At 73.4% G+C, this 18,046-nt stretch carries 13 protein-coding genes; 3 read left to right on the top strand and 10 right to left on the bottom strand.

The features are described 5' to 3' along the window. Positions 1 to 404: 404 nt before the first annotated feature. Genes cobA through cobC form a run of 3 tightly spaced genes read right to left on the bottom strand, consistent with a single transcriptional unit; the run spans position 405 to position 3,755 of the window. The gene (gene cobA / locus Aiant_RS27355) at positions 405 to 1,613 is read right to left on the bottom strand and encodes a uroporphyrinogen-III C-methyltransferase (RefSeq protein WP_189329683.1); all 1,209 of its coding nucleotides are present in this window, start codon (positions 1,611 to 1,613) and stop codon (positions 405 to 407) included. Between the two features lie 40 nt (positions 1,614 to 1,653). Then, positions 1,654 to 2,655, bottom strand: coding sequence for a nicotinate-nucleotide--dimethylbenzimidazole phosphoribosyltransferase (gene cobT / locus Aiant_RS27350; protein WP_229829937.1), 1,002 nt, complete (start codon positions 2,653 to 2,655; stop codon positions 1,654 to 1,656). 47 nt (positions 2,656 to 2,702) lie between these two features. Then, positions 2,703 to 3,755 carry an Rv2231c family histidinol phosphate aminotransferase CobC gene (gene cobC / locus Aiant_RS27345; RefSeq protein ID WP_229829918.1) on the bottom strand — a complete coding sequence of 351 codons (1,053 nt, stop codon included), beginning with the start codon at positions 3,753 to 3,755 and terminating at the stop codon, positions 2,703 to 2,705. A 75-nt stretch (positions 3,756 to 3,830) separates the two neighbouring features. On the opposite strand from cobC, the gene Aiant_RS27340 reads away from it, so the two are divergent. Next, positions 3,831 to 5,975: a transglycosylase domain-containing protein gene (locus tag Aiant_RS27340; RefSeq protein WP_189329680.1), complete on the top strand. Its 2,145-nt coding sequence runs from the start codon at positions 3,831 to 3,833 to the stop codon at positions 5,973 to 5,975. 124 nt (positions 5,976 to 6,099) lie between these two features. Here Aiant_RS27340 and Aiant_RS27335 read toward each other — a convergent pair whose 3' ends face one another. Together Aiant_RS27335 and Aiant_RS27330 are read right to left on the bottom strand one after the other, a co-directional pair. Further along, positions 6,100 to 6,759: a TIGR03086 family metal-binding protein gene (locus Aiant_RS27335; protein WP_229829917.1), complete on the bottom strand. Its 660-nt coding sequence runs from the start codon at positions 6,757 to 6,759 to the stop codon at positions 6,100 to 6,102. 273 nt (positions 6,760 to 7,032) lie between these two features. Beyond that, positions 7,033 to 9,060, bottom strand: a complete 2,028-nt coding sequence (locus Aiant_RS27330; RefSeq protein WP_245006624.1) for a cobyrinic acid a,c-diamide synthase CobB — start codon at positions 9,058 to 9,060, stop codon at positions 7,033 to 7,035. A 138-nt stretch (positions 9,061 to 9,198) separates the two neighbouring features. Between Aiant_RS27330 and Aiant_RS27325 the strand changes: the two genes are divergently transcribed. Next, the gene (locus Aiant_RS27325) at positions 9,199 to 10,194 is read left to right on the top strand and encodes an SURF1 family cytochrome oxidase biogenesis protein (protein ID WP_189329677.1); all 996 of its coding nucleotides are present in this window, start codon (positions 9,199 to 9,201) and stop codon (positions 10,192 to 10,194) included. A gap of 10 nt (positions 10,195 to 10,204) precedes the next feature. Next, a complete protein-coding gene (locus Aiant_RS27320) occupies positions 10,205 to 10,723 on the top strand; it encodes a hypothetical protein (protein WP_189329676.1) in 519 nt (172 codons plus the stop codon). 24 nt (positions 10,724 to 10,747) lie between these two features. Here the strand turns inward: Aiant_RS27320 and Aiant_RS27315 are convergent, their stop codons facing one another. The 5 genes from Aiant_RS27315 to Aiant_RS27295 form a co-directional block, all read right to left on the bottom strand. Next, positions 10,748 to 12,265, bottom strand: a complete 1,518-nt coding sequence (locus Aiant_RS27315) for an ATP-dependent DNA ligase (RefSeq protein WP_189329675.1) — start codon at positions 12,263 to 12,265, stop codon at positions 10,748 to 10,750. Positions 12,266 to 14,446: 2,181 nt separating this feature from the next. Next, complete coding sequence (locus Aiant_RS27310; protein ID WP_189329674.1) at positions 14,447 to 14,818, bottom strand: hypothetical protein; 372 nt, start codon at positions 14,816 to 14,818, stop codon at positions 14,447 to 14,449. Next, entirely contained in the window at positions 14,815 to 15,108 is a 294-nt protein-coding gene (locus tag Aiant_RS27305; protein WP_229829916.1) for a hypothetical protein, read from the bottom strand. Before Aiant_RS27305 ends, Aiant_RS27310 begins: the two co-directional genes overlap by 4 nt. A gap of 86 nt (positions 15,109 to 15,194) precedes the next feature. Continuing rightward, positions 15,195 to 16,673 carry an FAD-dependent monooxygenase gene (locus tag Aiant_RS27300; RefSeq protein ID WP_189329673.1) on the bottom strand — a complete coding sequence of 493 codons (1,479 nt, stop codon included), beginning with the start codon at positions 16,671 to 16,673 and terminating at the stop codon, positions 15,195 to 15,197. Between the two features lie 18 nt (positions 16,674 to 16,691). Further along, positions 16,692 to 18,044, bottom strand: coding sequence for a dipeptidase (locus Aiant_RS27295; RefSeq protein ID WP_189329672.1), 1,353 nt, complete (start codon positions 18,042 to 18,044; stop codon positions 16,692 to 16,694). Positions 18,045 to 18,046: the final 2 nt, after the last annotated feature.

The following is an 18,046-nucleotide window of genomic DNA, read 5'->3' as shown; positions in this document are numbered from 1 at the left end:
CAGGGCCACCAGCACCAGCCCGGGTTGTCGGGCTGGCGCCCAGCGCCCCATTCCGAGCCCGGACAGGGCCACCAGCACCAGCCCGGGTCGACGGGCTGGCACTCAGCGCCCTACCCCGAGCCCGGACAGGGCCACCAGCACCAGCCCGGGTCGACGGGCTGGCACTCAGCGCCCTACCCCGAGCCCGGACAGGGCCACCAGCACCAGCCCGGGTCGACGGGCTGGCACTCAGCGCCCTATGGCCGCCCCGGAAAGGGCCGTGAGGACCAGCCCGGTTCGTCGGGCTGGCGCTCAGCGCCCTATGGCCGCCCCGGAAAGGGCCGTGAGGACCAGCCCGGTTCGTCGGGCTGGCGCTCAGGGCCCTATGGCCGCCTCGGGAAGGGCCGTGAGGACCAGCTCGGGGTTCAGTTGGCGACCGGGGTGAACGCCTCCGTCGCCGCTACCACGTCACCGATCACGACCACCGCGGGCGGGCGGATCCCGGCGGCGGTGACCTCGTCGGCGACCGCGCCCAGCGTGCTGCGCAGCGACCGCTGGTGCGCCGTCGAGCCCTCCTGGATCACCGCGACCGGCGTCGCGGTGTCCCGGCCCTCGGCGAGCAGGCGTGCCGCGATCCTCGGCAGGTTCTTCAGGCCCATCAGCACCACCAGGGTGCCGCGCAGCCGGGCCAGGGCCGGCCAGTCGACCAGCGAGTCCGGGTGGTCCGGCGGGATGTGCCCGGAGACCACGGTGAACTCGTGCGCCACCCCGCGGTGGGTGACCGGGATGCCGGCCAGCGCGGGCGCCGCGATCGAGCTGGTCACGCCGGGCACCACCAGCACCGGGACGCCGGCCTCGGCGCAGGCCAGGGCCTCCTCGCCGCCGCGGCCGAAGACGAAGTTGTCGCCGCCCTTGAGCCGGACCACGAACTTGCCCTGCAGAGCCCGGTCGACCAGGATCCGGTTGATCTCCTCCTGGGCGGCGGACGGCCCGTACGGGATCTTGGCGGCGTCGATCAGCTCGACCTCGGGCCGCAGCTCGCCGAGGAGCATGCCGGGGACCAGCCGGTCGGCGACCACCACGTCGGCGGCGGCCAGCAGCCGGCGGCCCTTCACGGTGATCAGCTCCGGGTCGCCGGGGCCGGCGCCGACCAGGGCCACGCCCTTCAGTTCCGGGGCGGCCGGCGGGGTCGCCTCCAGCGCGTGCGCGACCAGGTCACGGACGGCCATCGCCCGGCGCCGGTCGCCACCGTCGGTCACCGCGACGGTCACCTGCCCGTGCCGGGTGACGGCCGGGGTCCACGCGGTGGCGGCATCCCGGTCGTCCGCGCGTACGCAAAAGATGTCGTGCTCCTCGGCCGCCGCACTGACCGTGGCGGCCGCCTCCGGGTCGTCGATGGCCACGTGCACCAGCCAGGCGCCCTGGACGTCGGCGGGCTCGAAGCGCCGGGGCGTCCAGGTCGCCCGGCTCGCGTCGACGTGCGCCCGCAGCGCCGGGGTCAGCTCGGGGGACACGATGTCCACCCGGGCGCCGGCCGCGATCAGCGCGGGCACCCGGCGGGTGGCCACCGAGCCGCCGCCGACGACCAGCACGCGGCGGCCGTCGAGGCGCAGGGCCAGCGGATAAAGACTCATCTCTCGACAACTCCCGCGCGGATCGTCCCGATTGCCATGATCATTTCTCCGAGACCCCCGCGGAATCGAACGTCGCGACCTCGTGCAGGACCCGGACCGCGGCCGCGACGATCGGCAGCGCCAGCACCGCGCCGCTGCCCTCGCCGAGGCGCATCCCGAGGTCGAGCAGGGGCGTCAGGCCCAGGTGGGCGAGCGCGACGGTGGCGCCCGGCTCGGCCGAGCGGTGCCCGGCGACCATCGCGGCGACCGCGTCCGGGGCGAACGCGGCGGCGGCCAGCGCGGCCGAGGCGGCGATCACGCCGTCCACGATCACCGGCACCCGGTTGGCGGCCGCGCCCAGGACGAACCCGGCCAGCGCGGCGTGCTCCAGCCCGCCGACCGTGGCCAGCACACCGAGCGGGTCGGCGGGGTCCGGCGTGTGCCGGGCCAGCGCCGCGGCGATCACCTCGGTCTTGTGGGCCAGCATGGCGTCGTCGATGCCGGTGCCCCGGCCGGTCACGGTGGCCGGGTCGCTGCCGGTGAAGACCGCGATCAGGGCCGCGGCCGGGGTCGTGTTGGCGATCCCCATGTCGCCGGTGAGCAGGCATCTCGCGCCCGCCGCGACGAGCTGGCCGGCGACCGCGACGCCCAGATCGACGGCGGCGAGGGCCTCCTCGCGGGTCAGGGCCGGCTCGACGGCCAGGTCCCGGGTGCCGCGGCGCACGTTCGCGTCCAGCAGGTTCGGCCCGCCGTGCAGCGGGATCGCCACCCCGGCGTCGACCACCATCACGTCCGCGCCGGCCTGCCGGGCGAACGCGTTGACCACCGCGCCGCCGGCCACGAAGTTCGCCACCATCTGGGCGGTGACCTCCTGCGGCCACGGGGTGACGCCCTGGGCGTGCACGCCGTGGTCGCCGGCGAAGACCGCGACGGTGGCCGGCTCGGGCAGCGGCGGCGGGCAGACCCCGGCCAGCCCGGCCAGGCGCACCGACAGCTCCTCCAGGTCACCGAGTGACCCGGCCGGTTTGGTCAGCCGGGCCTGCAACTCGCGAGCGGCGGCCATGGCCTGCTCGTCGGCCGGGCGGATGGCCGCCAGGGTGGTCTCCAGGGTCACGGGCGCTCCTCGATCACGTCTCGCAGAGTCTGCACGAATCTGTCCGTGGTGGCAGTGTCGCGCACCGCAATCCGGAGCCAGTCGGGGCCCAGACCCGGGAAGGTGTCGCCCCGACGGACCGCGTAACCACGTTTGCGCAGCTCGACGCGGATCTGATCGGCGCCGGGAAGGCGTACCGCAATAAATGCGGACGCCGGGTCGCCGGCAACCGTGACCTTCGGCACCTCCCGCAGGCGGTCCACCAGGTGGGCGCGCTCGGCCGCGAGCGCGGCCGCGATCTCGCGCTCGGCGGCGATCGCGACCGGCGAGGCGCAGGCGGTCGCCGCGGCGAGCGCCGGCGTCGAGACCGCCCAGAGCGGCTGGGCCGCGGCCAGCCGCGGCACCAGCTCGGCCGGGCCGAGCAGGTAGCCGATCCGCAGACCGGCCAGGCCCCAAGTCTTGGTCAGGCTGCGCAGCACGACCAGGCCGGGCAGGTCGCGGCGCTCGGCCAGGGATTCCGGTTCGCCCGGAGACCCTTTCCGGTACGTGGTGTCGGCGAACGCCTCGTCGATCACCAGGACCCGGCCGGGGCGGGCCAGTTTCGCCAGGTCCTCGGCCGGGTGCAGGACCGACGTGGGGTTCGTCGGGTTGCCCACGAAGACCAGGTCCGCGTCGTCGGGAACCTGCGCCGGATCCAGCCGGAAGCCGTCCGCCTCACGCAGCAGCACCCGCTCGACCCGGTGCCCCGCGTTGAGCAGCGCGGCCTCCGGCTCGGTGAACTGCGGATGCACCACGACCGGCCGCCGGGCGCCGCGCAGCGCCTGGGCGAGCAGCACGAACGCCTGCGCCGCACCGGCCGTGAGCAGCACCTCCGCCGGGTCGCGGCGGTGCCGGGCGGCGACCGCGGCGGTCGCCGCGGCGGCGTCGGGGTAGGCGGACAGGTGGGCCAGCGAGGCCGCGATCGGGTCGGCCAGCCAGCCCGGCATCGCCTGATGCCGCACGTTGACCGCGAGATCGATCAGGCCCGCCCCCACCTCGGCGTCGCCGTGATGATCAAGGTCGAACGTCATGCGCCCAGCATGCCGCACCCACGTTGTCTGGCTGATTCGTGGGGAACATGAGGCGATTTGTCATACCTTCAGAGGGTGACGAGCCGACGCCCCACCGTAGCCGGAAGAGTCGCCCTCCTGGTCCGCGCCGGGCTCATCGCGGGCCTGGTCATCGCCGGTCTCTCCTATCCGTTCACGGCCCTGGCCGGGATGGGCGTCAAGGCCGGCACCGACGCCCTGGCGAACATGCCCGAGCAGCTCACCGAGGTGCCCGCCGCGCAGACGACCTACGTCTACGCCAAGGACGGCAAGACCCTGCTGACCATGTTCTACGAGGAGTACCGGCGGCAGGTGCCGCTCGAGGACATGTCGCCGTACATCACCCAGGCCATCGTGGCCTCCGAGGACACCCGGTTCTACGAGCACCACGGCGTCGACGCCAAGGGGGTGGCCCGCGCCTTCGTCGCCAACCAGCAGGCCGGCGGCGTCTCCCAGGGCGCGTCGACGCTGACCATGCAGTACGTCCGGATGGCGCTGCGGGACAGCGCGAAGACGCCGAAGGAGGCCCTCGAAGCGACCGAGCAGACGGCCGCCCGCAAGCTGCGCGAGATGCGGCTGGCCATCGAGGTCGAGCAGCGCCTCAGCAAGCAGGAGATCCTCCAGCGCTATCTGAACGCCGCCTACTTCGGGCACCGCGCGTACGGGATCTACGCCGCCTCCGAGGTGTTCTTCTCCAAGCCCGCCAAGTATCTGACCCTGAACGAGGCGGCGCTGCTGGCCGGGCTGGTCAAGGCGCCGTCGGCGTACGACCCGGCGACCAAGGACCAGGGCGCGGCCCGGCAGCGGCGCGACTACGTGATCGACCAGATGCAGAAGATCGGGTCGATCACCGCGGCGCAGGCGGCCACCGCGAAGAAGTCCAAGATCAAGCTGAAGCTCAGCGCCCCGCCGAACGACTGCGTCTCGGTCCCCGACAAGTACAACGACTGGGGCTTCTTCTGCGACTACTTCAAGAGCTGGTGGCGCGAGCAGCCGGCGTTCGGCGAGACGGTGCTGGACCGGGAGGAGAATCTGCGCCGCGGCGGGTACCGGGTGATCACCTCGATCGACCCGAAGGTGCAGGCGGCGGCCATGAAGCACGTGCTGAACAAGGAGAAGCGGGACAGCCCGTTCGCGCACGGCGAGGTGGTGGTGCAGCCGGGGACCGGGCGGATCGTCAGCATGGCGGTGAACCGGAAGTACTCGCTGCACCAGGCCGCCAACGGGAAACACAGCGACCACGCGCAGGACTCCGACGTCCGCGGCAACTACCCGAACACGGTGAACCCGCTGCTCGGCGGCGGGGACATGGCCGGGTACCAGGCCGGGTCGACCTTCAAGATCTTCACGATGCTGGCGGCGCTGGACGCCGGGCTGCCGCTGTCCACGTCGTTCTACGCGCCGGAACGGTTCGTCTCGAAGTACATCACCGCGCCCGGGCCGGCGACCTGCGGGACGCACTGGTGCCCGAAGAACTCCAACAAGTCGATGACCGGGACGCAGACCATGTGGAGCGGGTTCGGCAAGTCGGTGAACACCTACTTCGTGCAGCTGGAGCAGCGGGTCGGCGCGGAGAAGGCGGTGGCGATGGCGGAGAAGCTCGGGTTGAAATGGCGTACCGAGGTGGACCGGAAGCTGGCCACGCCGGAGCACGCGTCCGGGTGGGGCGCGTTCACGCTCGGGGTCAGTGACGCCACCCCGATCGAGATCGCCAACGCGTTCGCCACGATCGCGGCCGAGGGCCGGTACTGCGAGCCGCTGCCGGTCATGGCCATCCGCAAGACCGACGGCACCGACGCGATGTACCGGGGCAGGATGATCGCCGCCCCGCGCTGCCACCGCGTCTTCAGCGAGAACGTGGCCCGCGCCGCGACGGACGCGGCCCGCTGCGTGACCGGGTACGGCGCCGACCGCGGCAGCTGCGGCGGCTGGGGCACGTCGCCGATGGTGTTCGCCACGCTGGGACGACCGGTGGCCGGGAAGAGCGGCACCACCGACAACAACAAGACGGCCTGGTTCAGCGGCTTCACCCCGCAGCTGGCGGCCTCGGCCTTCGTCGCCGACCCGGACAACCCGGAGCATTACGTGGGGACGAGCCGGTCCACGATCTCCAAGTACACGGTGGCGGAGACGCTGCGGGACGCTCTGAAGGGGCAGCCCAAGCTCGATTTCACGCCGCCTTCCGACAAGCTCGTCTGGTAATCCATCGAGACCTCGGGCAGGGGCCGTCCCGCACCTCGGGGGCGGCCCTCGCGCATGCCGACACCAGCCGGCGCCCCTCCGTGTAGCCGCGCCGGAGCCACGTCTTGGGTGGGGCCCTTGGTGGTCAGGCGGAGCGGGCGGCGGGTGGGTGCTCGCGACGGAGGTGGGCGGAGGGGACGTCTCGGGTGCGGGGTGGCCGCCAGGACGGGTCGCGGCCGGCCAGGGCCAGGGCTCGGGGCAGGGGGTCCTCGTCCGGGTCGATCGGGACCCGGGGGCCCAGGAAACCCGGGGTGCCGTCCGGTGGGCCGGCGGCCAGGAAGTCGATCAGGGTGGTCAGGACCCGCGGGTCGGCGGCGAAGTCCTGGCCGGTGGCGCGGGCCAGATCCCAACCGTGCATGACCAGCTCGTTGACCGCGACCGTGCCCATCGTGCGGGCCGGCATGGTGATCCCGCCGGCGCGGGCCTCGCCGAGCCAGGCGGACGGCGCTTTCCACGCGGTGGCGAGCTCCTCCAGCAGGACCGGGAGGCGGCTGCGCCAGTGCGGCGAGAGGTGCGCCGCCGACGGCGCCGGCGGCGGGCCGTCACCGGACGCGTCGGCGCCCTTGCGGGCGGCCTCGGCGAACGCCTCGGCCAGCCGCATCAGGTGATCGAGAAGGGTCGCGACCGACCAGCCCGGGCAGGGCGTGGGAGCGGTCAGCTCACGGTCGTCGACCCCCAGCAGCAGAGCTCTGAGCTGACGAACCGGCGGGTCCAGATCCAGCGGCAGACGGGCGGCCACGGTCATCCTCCTTCGGTTGTCGTGCCCCTCACGGTACGAGGCGGGTACGACAATTTCCGGTCCGCCGGCCGCCGTTTTGGCACGCTGGGCCGCTTCCGGCGAGCTTTCCCGCCGGCCGGCCCCGGGCCCGCCCGGTCAGCCGCTCAACGGCACCTCACGATGCGTGGCCGGGATCACCGTCAGGCTTCCGCGGAACCGTGCCGGACGCCCTTCCGGCCACCGCCGGAATCGGACACGAGCCTCTCCGGTGAACAACGGCAACGATCGGGCGCGAAACGGTCAGGACGGGATGGGGATGTCCGATGTGGGACGGTTGTCGGGTGTGCCGTCCGGGCCGGGGGACGTACCGGGGTTGCCGTGCACCGGGCCCGCGTTGGGCATCCCGGAACCGGGGCGCGGCGGGACCGGGCCGTTGGGCGGGGGCATCGGACCGTTGGCCGGCGCCGGTCCCAGGGCCGGGCCGTTGGGCGGGGCCATCCCCGGCATCGGGCCGTTCGGATGCGGCATCCCGGGCAGCGGACCGGTCGTCTGGCCCGGATCGGCAGGGGGCATGCCGGCGCCCTCGCCGGAGATCCCGGCCGGCGGCGACCCGTGATCGCTCGCCGGCGTCACACCGGGCCCGTAGTCACCCGCGTGACCCGGACCGGGGAAGAACTCACGCGCATGACCCGGACCGGGACCGAACTCACCCGCGTGACCGGGACCGGGACCGGGACCGAACTCACCGGCATCACCAGGACCAGGACCGAACTCGCCCGCCGGCACCGGACCCGGGCCGGGAATGCCCTGTCCCGGGCCACCTTGCTGAGCGCCGCCCTGCGCGGACAGCGACGCGCTCATCGGCATCGGGACCGGCTGGGCCAGCCCCTCGCTGACGCGCGGCACCGGAGCGGCCATCGGCCCGGCCGGGTGCGGACCGGACATCTGCGGACCGGACATCTGCGGAGCGGGCATCTGCGGGCCCTGACCGGACGCCGTCATCGGCCCGGCGACAGCGGCCGCGACCAGGCGTTTCGCGATCTCCGGTGCGGCCGCCCAGTGCAGGCCCAGCTGGGACGCGTGCACCTGCCGCCAGACGAAGCCCTCCGGGTTTCCACCCGACCAGGTCCAGGCCGGCGCGGCACCCGCCCGCGGCGTCACCAGCGCACGGTGCTGCTTGTACCCGGTGATCCGGGCGCCGGCCGGGGCCAGCACCGAGGTGCCCGGCGCGGTCGCCTCCCGATACCCGGCGACCGTCTGCTCCCCGGTGATCCCGGTGATGTCCAGCACCCCGCACATCGGCCGGCCGTCCAGGTCCCGGCCCAACCACGGCAGGGCCACCCCCTCGGCCACCACCGGCCAGCCCTCGCGGGCGAAATTCGCCACGTCGGCGCAGAGCCGCCGGTTGGCGGAGAGCTCCTCGGCATACCCCTCGGGGAGGCCGGAGCCGACGATCAGCGCACGGGTGCCGGGCGGCAGCGACTCGTCCCGGAGCGGATCGACCACCACCACCTCGGCGCCGACGGCGGTGAGCAGCTCGGCGGTCTCGACGTACGTGTAAGGCGCCCCCGGCCCACCGGCGAGCGCGACCACCGGGCGGACCTCGGCGGGCTCGCCGGCCTCGGCCGGCGTCCAGAGCGGACCGGGCAGCGGCGGCGCCGAGTTGGCCAGCGCCATCAGGCGGTCGAGGTCGAGCGACGAGGCGACCGCCTCGCCCAGCCGGCGGACCGCGCGCCCGGCCTCGACCGTCCGGTGCGCCACCGGAACCAGGCCGTGTGCCCGGGACGGCAGCACGTTGGGCAGGTCACCGCGGCGCAGCGCACCCAGCACCGGCATGCCGATGTCGTCCAGGGCGCTGCGCAGCATCTGCTCGTGACGCGGCGAGGCGACCCGGTTCAGGATCACGCCGCCCAGGTGCACCATCTCGTCGAACATCCGGAACCCGTGGACCAGCGCGGCCAGCGAGTGCCCCATCGCGGCCACGTCCACCACCAGCGCGACCGGGGCGCGCAGGGTGGCCGCGACCGCCGCGGTGCCGTCGATCTCGGGCTGGCCGGTGAGGCTGTCGAACAGGCCCATCGCGCCCTCGATCACGGAGAGCTGCGCCCCGGACGCGCCGTGCCCGAACAGCGGCGCGATGCGCTGCGCGCCGACCAGGCGGGGGTCCAGGTTGCGGCCCGGACGTCCGGCCGCCAGCCCGAGGTACGCCGCGTCGGTGTGATCCGGCCCGACCTTGAACCCCGCCGTGGGGACGCCACGGGCCGCCATCGCGGCGAGCAGCCCGACGGCTATCGCGGTCTTGCCGTGGCCGGACGACGGCGCACTCACGACCAGACGAGGCTGGGCGGTGATCAATGTCTCCCCCGAGGGTTACGCGGACCGGCGGTCACGTGGTATTGGCCGCCGGAAGTTCGCACAGTACCCGGCAACGGCGGAGGCTACCGCCTCGCCGGGTAGCCTCGGGGGGTGTACCGGTTCCTGCTGACCCCGCGCTGGTTGGCCGCCGCCGTCCTGGCCGTGGTCGCCTCAGTGATCATGGTGATGCTCGGCAACTGGCAGCTGCGCCGATACCACGAGCGCCACGAGATCAACACGAGGATCGATGCGGCGGACTCCGTCCAGGCGGTCCCGCTCACCTCGGTGCTGGCCGCGCCGACCGCGCCGGGCTCCGCCGGTGCCTCCCCCGGCAAGGCGCTGGCCTGGACAAAGGTCACCGTGACCGGGCGCTACGACCCGGCGCACGAGATCCAGGCCCGGGGCCGCACGGTGAACGGCGAGGTCGGTTTCGAGATTCTCACGCCGCTGGTGCTGGCCGACGGCACGGCGGTGCTGATCGACCGCGGCTGGGTGCCACCGGCGGGCAACGGGGCGCTCGCGCCGCCGCAGGCGCCGGCCGCTCCGGCGGGTGACGTGACCGTCGTCGGCCAGGTTCACCTGTCGGAAAGCCGACCTGCCCCGGTCGAGCGACGGGACGGCCGGCTGGACACCCGGCGGCTCAACCTGCCCCGGCTCGCCGGCGAGCTGCCCTTCCCGGTCTACGGGGCCTATGTGCTCGTCACCACGCAGACCCCGGCCAACGATCCGGCCTTCGTCCCGGTGCCGATCGACCACGAGGACGCCTGGCAGAACGGGGGTTATGCGGTCCAGTGGTGGCTGTTCGCGGTGATGGCCCTGCTGCTCTACGGATACCAGGCCCGCCGGGAGGCGCACGGCGCGAACACCCCGCCCGGCGAGCAGCCGGCCCCGCGCGACCCCGCCGAGCCCACCCGAGACCGCGTGGAAGCCGCCGACCAGCGCCGCACGGCGAAAACCATGGACCGCGTGGAAGCCGCCGACCAGCGCCGGACCGCGAAGACCATGGACCGCGTCGAGGCCGCCGACCAGCGCCGGGCCGCGAAGGAGCCGGTGGATCGGGTCGCCGAGGCCGACCGCAAGCTCGCGGCGCAGAACGGCGCGGATTAATGTCCCCGGCATGACCTTCCCGCCGGACGATCCCTGGGGCACCCCCGCGCCGGCCCCGCCCGGCCCGCCGCCGGGCCCGGTCGGGCCCCGACTCGTGCCCCCGCAGGTCCCCGCGCCCGCGCCGGACCCCGGACCGGCCCCGGCGCCGCGGCTCCCGAACGATCCGACGATCTACGTCGGACCGGTGATCGTGCAGATCGCCGAGATCGAGATCACCTCGACGGTGGTCCGCACCCCGGCCGGCGACGTCCCGCTGGCCCGCACGCAGTGGCAGGTCAACGACTTCTGGGTGACCCAGCGCCGCACCCCGACCTGGGCCAAGATCGCCGGCGTGGCCGGGGTCTGCTTCACCGGCGGGCTGAGCCTGCTGCTCTTCCTGGTCAAAGAATCGGTGCCGCAGGGCACCGTGCAGGTCACCGTCACCAACGGCCCCTGGCAATACGTCGCCCGCGTCCCGGTGCACGACGAGCGCGACGTGCACACCATCAATCAGCAGGTGAATTACGTCCGCAGCCTGGCCGCCCTGTAGGTGCCGGCCGCACCACCGGCAGGGTCAGCGCTGAGCCCCGATCGCGCGGACCGCGTCGATGGTGTCGGCCTCGGCGGCCCGCTTGTCGTCGCGGTAACGCAGCACCCGGGCGAACCGCAGCGCGACCCCGCCCGGGTACCGCGGTGAGGTCTGCACGCCGTCGAAGGCGATCTCGACGACCTGTTCCGGCCGCACCCGCACCACCCAGCCGTCGTCGCCGACCGCCAGCTCCTTGAACCGCTCGGTCTGCCAGCGCAGCAGCTCGTCGGTGAGCCCCTTGAACGTCTTGCCGAGCATCACGAAACCGCCGGTCTCCGGATCCCGGGCGCCCAGGTGCAGGTTGGACAGCCAGCCCCGGCGCCGCCCGTGCCCCCACTCGACGGCCAGCACCACCAGGTCCAGGGTGTGCCGGGGTTTCACCTTCACCCAGGCGGCGCCGCGGCGGCCCACGTCGTAGGGCGCCTCGGGCGCCTTCACCACGACGCCCTCCTGCCCGGCCGCGACGGCGGCGGCGAACGCGGCGGTCGCCTGCTCCTCCGTCTCCACCGTCTCCCGCCCGACGATCAGGTCACCGGGCAGCGCGTCGGCCAGCGCCGCCCAGCGCACCCGGCCCGGCTCGTCCAGCAGGTCCGTGCCGTCCAGGTGCAGAAGGTCGAAAAAATACGGCACCAGCGCGAGCGGGTTGCTCTTTCCCCTGGTCGCGGCCCGGCTCGACGTCTCCTGGAACGGCCGCGGCCGGCCCTGCTCGTCGAGCGCCATCGCCTCACCGTCGAGCACCACCTCGCGCAGCGGCAGCGCCCGGACCGCGGCCACCACCTCGGGCAGCCGCGGGGTGATGTCGTCCAGGCTGCGGGTGAACACGGCCACCTCGTCACCGGAGCGGTGCACCTGGATCCGGATGCCGTCCAGCTTGGTGTCGACCACCGCGGGGGCGCCGGTGGCCAGCAGCGCCGCGCCGACGTCCGGGGCGCTCTGCGCCAGCATCGGGGTGAGCGGGGTGCCGACCCGCAGGCTGATCCCGGCGAGCGCGGCAGCGCCGCCGCTCAGCGCGGCGACCGCGACCTGCTTGAGATCACCGGAGAGCAGCAAGGCCCGGCGTACCGCGGCGACCGGCACCTGCGCGGCCGCCGCGACCGCCTCGGCCAGCAGCCCGGCCTGCGCACCCTGCCGCAACTCCCCGCCGAACAGACCGACCAGCAGCCGCTGCTCGTCCTCGGTGGCCGCACCGAACAACGCCCCGAGCAACTCCCGCCGACGTGCCTGCGATCCCGCTCCGGAGACCGTCGCGATCTCGGCGATCGCCGCGTCGACCCCGGCCACGGTCAGCGTCGGCTCCAACGCCGGAGCCGGCCGGTTGCGCAGCCCGGCGTACCCCACCCCGGTCTGCCGTTGCCGCAGCTCACCCGCGAGGTAGGCGGACCCTGCCGCGACCTCGTCCGGCTCCAGCCGGCGCAGCGCGTCAGCCAGCAGCTCGATCTTCGCCTTCCGCCCACCGGTCGCGGAGACCGCGGCCGAGGTCGCTGCAATATCTACGAACCGCATGGATCCCATCCTCGCAGCGGAAGCCACATAACGATCACATTGAACGTCACGATCTTCGTGCACACCGGTCAGCGACAGGCCACCCGAAGCACCACGAGCGATCACGCCGACACACCCCGGCAGGCCGGTCGAATTACGGCAAAATCACCATCAAACCCTTTATTTGCGCGCGTCCGCTCGGGTGCGGACCGCACGCTCCCGCGCGGGCCGGGCACGGAGATCTGGCCGCTGGCGCGTCCAGAACGATCTCCGCACCCTTCATTGCCCGCGGGTGGCCCGGGAAATCAAATCCAGCCCGCAAACTCCCAGCTCACCCGCCCCGAAGCCGCCGCCGCACGGCGGCTCGCCCCGCACCCGGCCGACCCGCAACCGGCCGAAAACCGCACACACAGCGACTCGCCCGCACGCGAACCCGGCCCACACCGGAAGAAGCCATGACACACGCCGCCCTACCCGAACCGGCCCACACCACAAGAAGCCGTGACACACGCCGCCCCACCGGGCACCGAGGCCGGCAGCCGACGACAGAAGCCGCGGCACACGGTGTCCCACCCACACCCCAGGCCGACAGCCGACGACAGAAGCCGTGACGTGGGGCGGCTCCTCGCACCCGAAGTGCCCGCCAGGCGAGCCGGCCTGCGCAGCGCCCCCTCACCCGAAGCCGACCCGCGACCGCGAAAGCCGTGACACACGCGACTCACCCCAGACCCGAGCTGCCCGCCAGGGGGAGCCGGCCTGCGCAGCGGCCCCTCACCCGAAGCCGACCCGCGACCGGAAAGAACCGTGACGCACGGCAACTCACCCCGAACCGAACTGCCCGCCAGGAGAGCCGACGTGCGCGGCGACCCCTCACCCGAAGCCGACCCGCGACCGCGAAAGCCGTGACGCACGGCGACTGACCCCGGACCCGAGCTGCCCGCCGGAAAGAGCCATCGCGCGGAGCCTTACCCCGTATCCCGAGGTCGACCTGCGACCGGCGAAGCCGTCACGCACGGCAGCCCATCCTGCACCCGAAGTGCCGCCGGGAGGAGCCGTGGCGCGTAGCGCCCCGGAAGCCAGCCACGACCGAGAAGCCGCCGCGCACAACGACTAGCTGGCACCTGGGGCCCTGCCCGGAGAAGTCGTGTGACGCGCGGCGGCCCCATCCCGAAGCCGGCCCGCGACCGGGAAAGCCGTCGCGCACGACGACTCGCCCGCACACTAGGCCGGCCCTCCGCCGGAAGGAGCCGCGACACATGACGCACCGCCCCCGAAAACCGGCCCACGACCGCGAAAGCCATCGCGCACCACAACTCGCCCGCACACGAGATCGGCCCCCGACCGGAGAAGCCGTCACGTGCGGCGGCCCACCCCGCACCTGAAACACCCGCCGCGAGGAGCCGCGACGCGTAGCGCCGGAAGCCAGCCACGACCGAGAAGCCGCCGCGCACAACGACTCGCCCACACACGAGACCGACCCTCGACCGAAGAAGCCGTCACGTGCGGCGGCCCCGCCCCAAAGCCGGCCCGCGACCGGGAAAGCCATCACGCACGACGACTCGCCCGCACACTAGGCCGGCCCTCCGCCGGAAGGAGCCGCGACACGTGACGCATCGCCCCGAAAACCGGCCCACGACCGGGAAAGGCCATCGCGCACGACGACTCGCCCGCACACGAGACCGACCCCCGACCGAAGGAGCCCTCACGTGCGGCGGACCGCCCCGCACCTGAAGTGCCCCGGGAGGAGCCGTGACGCGTGGCCCCGGAAGCCAGCCACGACCGGCAAAGGCCATCGCGCACCACAACTCGCCCGCACACGAGACCGACCCTCGACCGGAGAAGCCGTCATGGGTGGCGGCCCACCCCGCACCTGAAGCGCCTGCCGCGAGGAGCCGTGACCCGTGGCGCCCCGGAAGCCAGCAACGACCAGGAACCCGCCGCGCACCACGACTCGCCCACACACAAGGCCGACCCGGACCGAAGAAGCCCTGACACGCGGCGGTCCACCCCGCACCTGAAGCGCCCACCGCGAGGAGCCATGACCCGTGGCGCCCCGGAAGCCAGCAACGACCAGGAACCCGCCGCGCACCACGACTCGCCCGCACACGAGGCCGACCCCCGACCAGAGCAGCCGTCATGTGCGGCGGACCGCCCCGGCACCTGAAGCGCCCACGGGAGGAGGTGTGGCGCGGGGCGGCTTGGTCAGCGGTAGAGGGCGGCACGCGACGGGAGGAACAGTGGCGCGGGGCGACTTGGGGGTCGCTCGGCGTCGGGGGCGGGCACGTGACGGGAGTAGTTGTGGCGCGCGGCGAATTGCGGCTCGCTCACCACGGGGAGCCGGCCGGTGGCGGGCAGTCTCGGGGTGGGTGCCGGGGTTGGGGTTGACCGGGACCACCCGCGAAGAATGAAGGGTGCGGCGATCGCCCTGGACGCGCCAGCGGCCAGATCGCCGTGCCCGGCCCGCGCGGGAGCATGCGATCCGTACCCCAGCGGACGCGCGTAAATGAAGAATTTGATCTTGATCAAGCGGTATTTCTCGACGCGGCCCGCGACCACCCGCCGCACGACGGTCATGCCGCTCTCTGCTCGTCGATGCGGAAGCCGCGGGCGCGAACCGCCTCGGCGACCCGGGTCAGCTCGGCGTCGATGCCGCACAGCGCCTGGGAGATCTCGTCCAGATGCTCGGTGAGGGTGGAGTCGTCCCACCCGGAGACGTCGACGTCCCCCAGGGCTCGGACCGCGGCGCGCAGCCGTGCGATCGTCTCGATCCGATCGCGAGTCCGAAGCCGATCCAGAGTGGCGCGCGGACCTGCGAGTTTCGCCCGGCCGGCGCCGCTCGTCGGAACAGCTGATATCGAACGCATGTTCGAATCCTAACAGGATCACCCGGCCCGCGGTCCCTGCCGGGTGACCGAAAGACACGCGCGTCACACGACCGGACGACGCCCGCTCACACCGCCATCGCGTGCCGGAATCTCGCCTCGGCCTCGGCCGGCTCGGCCCGCGACGCGACGAAGCCGTCGGGGCGGATGAGGTAGAAATGACCGGGTTGGAGAGGGGTGTTCGGGGCCGCCGGGAAGAGGTGCACGGGCAGCCCCAGATCGGGCGCCTCGGTGCCCTCGACGCCGCCGTATCCGTGGATCTGCCAGTCCGCCGAGCGCAGCACCGCGAAGTTCCCGCCGGTCCAGGGCAGGCGGCGGCCGACCACCGGATCACGCTTGCCGTCCGGGGTGCGCGCCTCCGGGCCGATCGGGTAGTGGATGCGGATCTGCGAGATGTATTGGAACAACCGGGACCCACCGGACGTCCGGGGCAGCACCCGGACCGCGACCGGCGCCGCCAGCCGGATCCCGGCGGCCCGCAGCGCCCGGACCGCCGGCCGCTCCGAGGTGATCGCCTGGAAGAGGCGGTCGGTGGTGGCGACCAGGGTGCGGGCGACCGGGCGGCGCTCCGCCTCGTAACGGTCCAGCCAGGTGTCCTTGCGCCGGCCCCGGAGCACGTCGGCGAGCTTGAAGGCCAGGTTGTGCGCGTCCTGGAGCCCGGTGTTCATGCCCTGCGCGCCGACCGGCGAGTGCACGTGCCCGGCGTCGCCGGCCAGGAAGAACGGGCCGTCCCGGAACGCCGCGGCGACCCGGTGGTGCACCCGGTAGGTGGCGAACCAGCGCGCTCGATCGAAGGTGACCGCGAACGAGTCGCGCAGCCGCTCGCGCGCGTCGTCCTCGTCCAGCACGCCGTCCGCGTCCTCGTCCCGGATCAGGCCGATCAGCCGCCAGTTGTCCCGGCCCGGCATGGGGAACGCCAGCAGGAACTCCCGGCCTCCGGGCCGTACGTTGATCGCGCCGGTCACCAGGCCGGCCGCCGCGGAGGCGTCCAGCACGTAGAACCGGTGCGCGTTGGTGCTGCCCTCGAAGGCGATCCGCCGGGCCTTGCGCACCGCCGAGCTCGCCCCGTCGCAGCCGACGCAGAACCGGGCCCGGACGGTGTCGTTGCCGACCTTCGCCTCGATGCCCTCCTCGACCTGGGTCATCGCGGTGACCGGGGTCTCCCAGACCACGTCGCCGCCGAGTTTGCGCAGGTTGTCGTAGAGGATCTCCTCGTTGCGGCTCTGCTCCAGCACCTCGAGGAACGGGTACGGCGTGACGCCCTGCCCGAGCGGCCCAACCGGGATCCGGCCGAACACCCGGGCGCCGGTGCCGGGCGAGAGTGCCTCCGCCCGGCAGGCCGCGTCGATCACCTGGTCGCCGATGCCGAGCTGGTCGTAGATCTCCAGGCTGCGCGCCTGCACCACCAGCGCCCGGGACTCGCGGGTCGGACCGTCCTTGCCGTCCACCACGAGCACCCGCACGCCGAGCCGGGTCAGCCAGTTGGCGAGCATCAGCCCGGTCGGGCCGGCGCCCACCACGAGGACCTCACACGACAGCTCGGCCATCAGCGACTCCGTCCTAGATCATCTCGTCAGGGTCTCCGCGACGTTCTTGAGCAGCAGCACCTCGGCCACGCAGACCCGCTCGAACTCGCCCAGGTGCAGGCTCTCGTTCGGCCCGTGCGCGGCGGAGTGCGGGTCCTCGACCCCGGTGACCAGGATCGTCGCACCCGGGAACAGCTCCTGGAAGGTGGCGATGAACGGAATCGAGCCGCCGATGCCCATGTCGACCGGCTCGGCGCCGTCCCAGGCGGAGCGGAACGCGGCCCGGGCGGCCTCGAAGCCGGCGCCGGTCGCGTCGATCACGCACGGGTCGCCGTCGCTCTCCAGGGTCACCTCGACGTGCGCGCCCCACGGGACGTTCTTCTCCAGGTGGCTCTTGACCGCGGCGTACACCGACTTGGGGTCGTCGCCGGGCGCGACCCGGACCCCGATCTTGGCCTTGGCCGTGGCCTGGAGGGCGTTGGCCGCCTCCAGGGTGCGCGGCGCGTCGATGCCGAGCACCGAGATCGCCGGCTTGGTCCAGGTCCGGTCGGTGATGGTGCCGCGGCCGATCAGCGCGACGCCGTCGAGCACCCCGGCCTCGTGCCGGAACCGGTCCTCCGGGTAGTCGACGCTGGCGCCCTCGCGGCCGACCAGGCCACCGACCGCGACCTCGCCGTCGTCGTCGTGCAGCGAGGTGAGCAGTCGGGACAGGGTCATCAGCGCGTCCGGCACGGCGCCGCCGAACATGCCGCTGTGCACGGCGCTCTTGAGCACCTTGACCTCGACGAACAGGTTGACCAGACCGCGCAGCGAGGTGGTCAGCGCGGGCGTGCCCACCTCCCAGTTGCCCGAGTCGGCGATCACGATCACGTCGGAGCGCAGCTCGTCGAGGTGCGCCTGGATGATCGCGTCGAGCGAGTCCGAGCCGTACTCCTCCTCGCCCTCGACGAAGACCACCACGCCGACCGGCAGCTGGTCGCCGAACGCGCGCAGCGCCGCCACGTGCGCCATCACGCCGGCCTTGTCGTCGGCGGCGCCGCGGCCGTAGAGCCGGCCGTCCCGCTCGACCGGCTCGAACGGGTCGCTCGCCCAGAGCGCGGGGTCACCGGCCGGCTGGACGTCGTGGTGCGCGTAGAGCAGCACCGTGGGTGCGCCGGGCGGAGCGGGTTTCCGGCCGATCACCGCGGGCTGGCCGCCGTGCCGCACGATCTGCGTGTCGAGGCCGCAGCCCCGCAGCAGCTCGGCGACCGCCTCGGCGGAGCGCTCCACGTGCGAGTGGTCGAAACCCTCGAAAGCGATGCCCGGGATCCGCACCAACCGTTCCAGATCGGCGCGGACACCGGGCATCTCCTGCGCGATTTTGGCGCGCAGTTCGGATTCAGTAAGGCTCATTC

The sequence above is a fragment of the Actinoplanes ianthinogenes genome, from assembly GCF_018324205.1.
Lineage (GTDB): Bacteria > Actinomycetota > Actinomycetes > Mycobacteriales > Micromonosporaceae > Actinoplanes > Actinoplanes ianthinogenes.
Note: the sequence above shows the minus strand (reverse complement) of the source record. Positions and strands in the feature narration are given on the sequence as shown.

Excerpts from the sequence above, each read along its gene's own strand:
- cobA (WP_189329683.1), bottom strand. The coding sequence starts at position 1,613 with ATGAGTCTTTATCCGCTGGCCCTGCGCCTCGACGGCCGCCGCGTGCTG.
- cobT (WP_229829937.1), bottom strand. The coding sequence starts at position 2,655 with ATGGCCGCCGCTCGCGAGTTGCAGGCCCGGCTGACCAAACCGGCCGGG.
- cobC (WP_229829918.1), bottom strand. The coding sequence starts at position 3,755 with ATGACGTTCGACCTTGATCATCACGGCGACGCCGAGGTGGGGGCGGGC.
- Aiant_RS27335 (WP_229829917.1), bottom strand. The coding sequence starts at position 6,759 with ATGACCGTGGCCGCCCGTCTGCCGCTGGATCTGGACCCGCCGGTTCGT.
- Aiant_RS27320 (WP_189329676.1), top strand. The coding sequence starts at position 10,205 with ATGACCTTCCCGCCGGACGATCCCTGGGGCACCCCCGCGCCGGCCCCG.
- Aiant_RS27315 (WP_189329675.1), bottom strand. The coding sequence starts at position 12,265 with ATGCGGTTCGTAGATATTGCAGCGACCTCGGCCGCGGTCTCCGCGACC.
- Aiant_RS27310 (WP_189329674.1), bottom strand. The coding sequence starts at position 14,818 with ATGACCGTCGTGCGGCGGGTGGTCGCGGGCCGCGTCGAGAAATACCGC.
- Aiant_RS27305 (WP_229829916.1), bottom strand. The coding sequence starts at position 15,108 with ATGCGTTCGATATCAGCTGTTCCGACGAGCGGCGCCGGCCGGGCGAAA.
- Aiant_RS27300 (WP_189329673.1), bottom strand. The coding sequence starts at position 16,673 with ATGGCCGAGCTGTCGTGTGAGGTCCTCGTGGTGGGCGCCGGCCCGACC.
- Aiant_RS27295 (WP_189329672.1), bottom strand. The coding sequence starts at position 18,044 with ATGAGCCTTACTGAATCCGAACTGCGCGCCAAAATCGCGCAGGAGATG.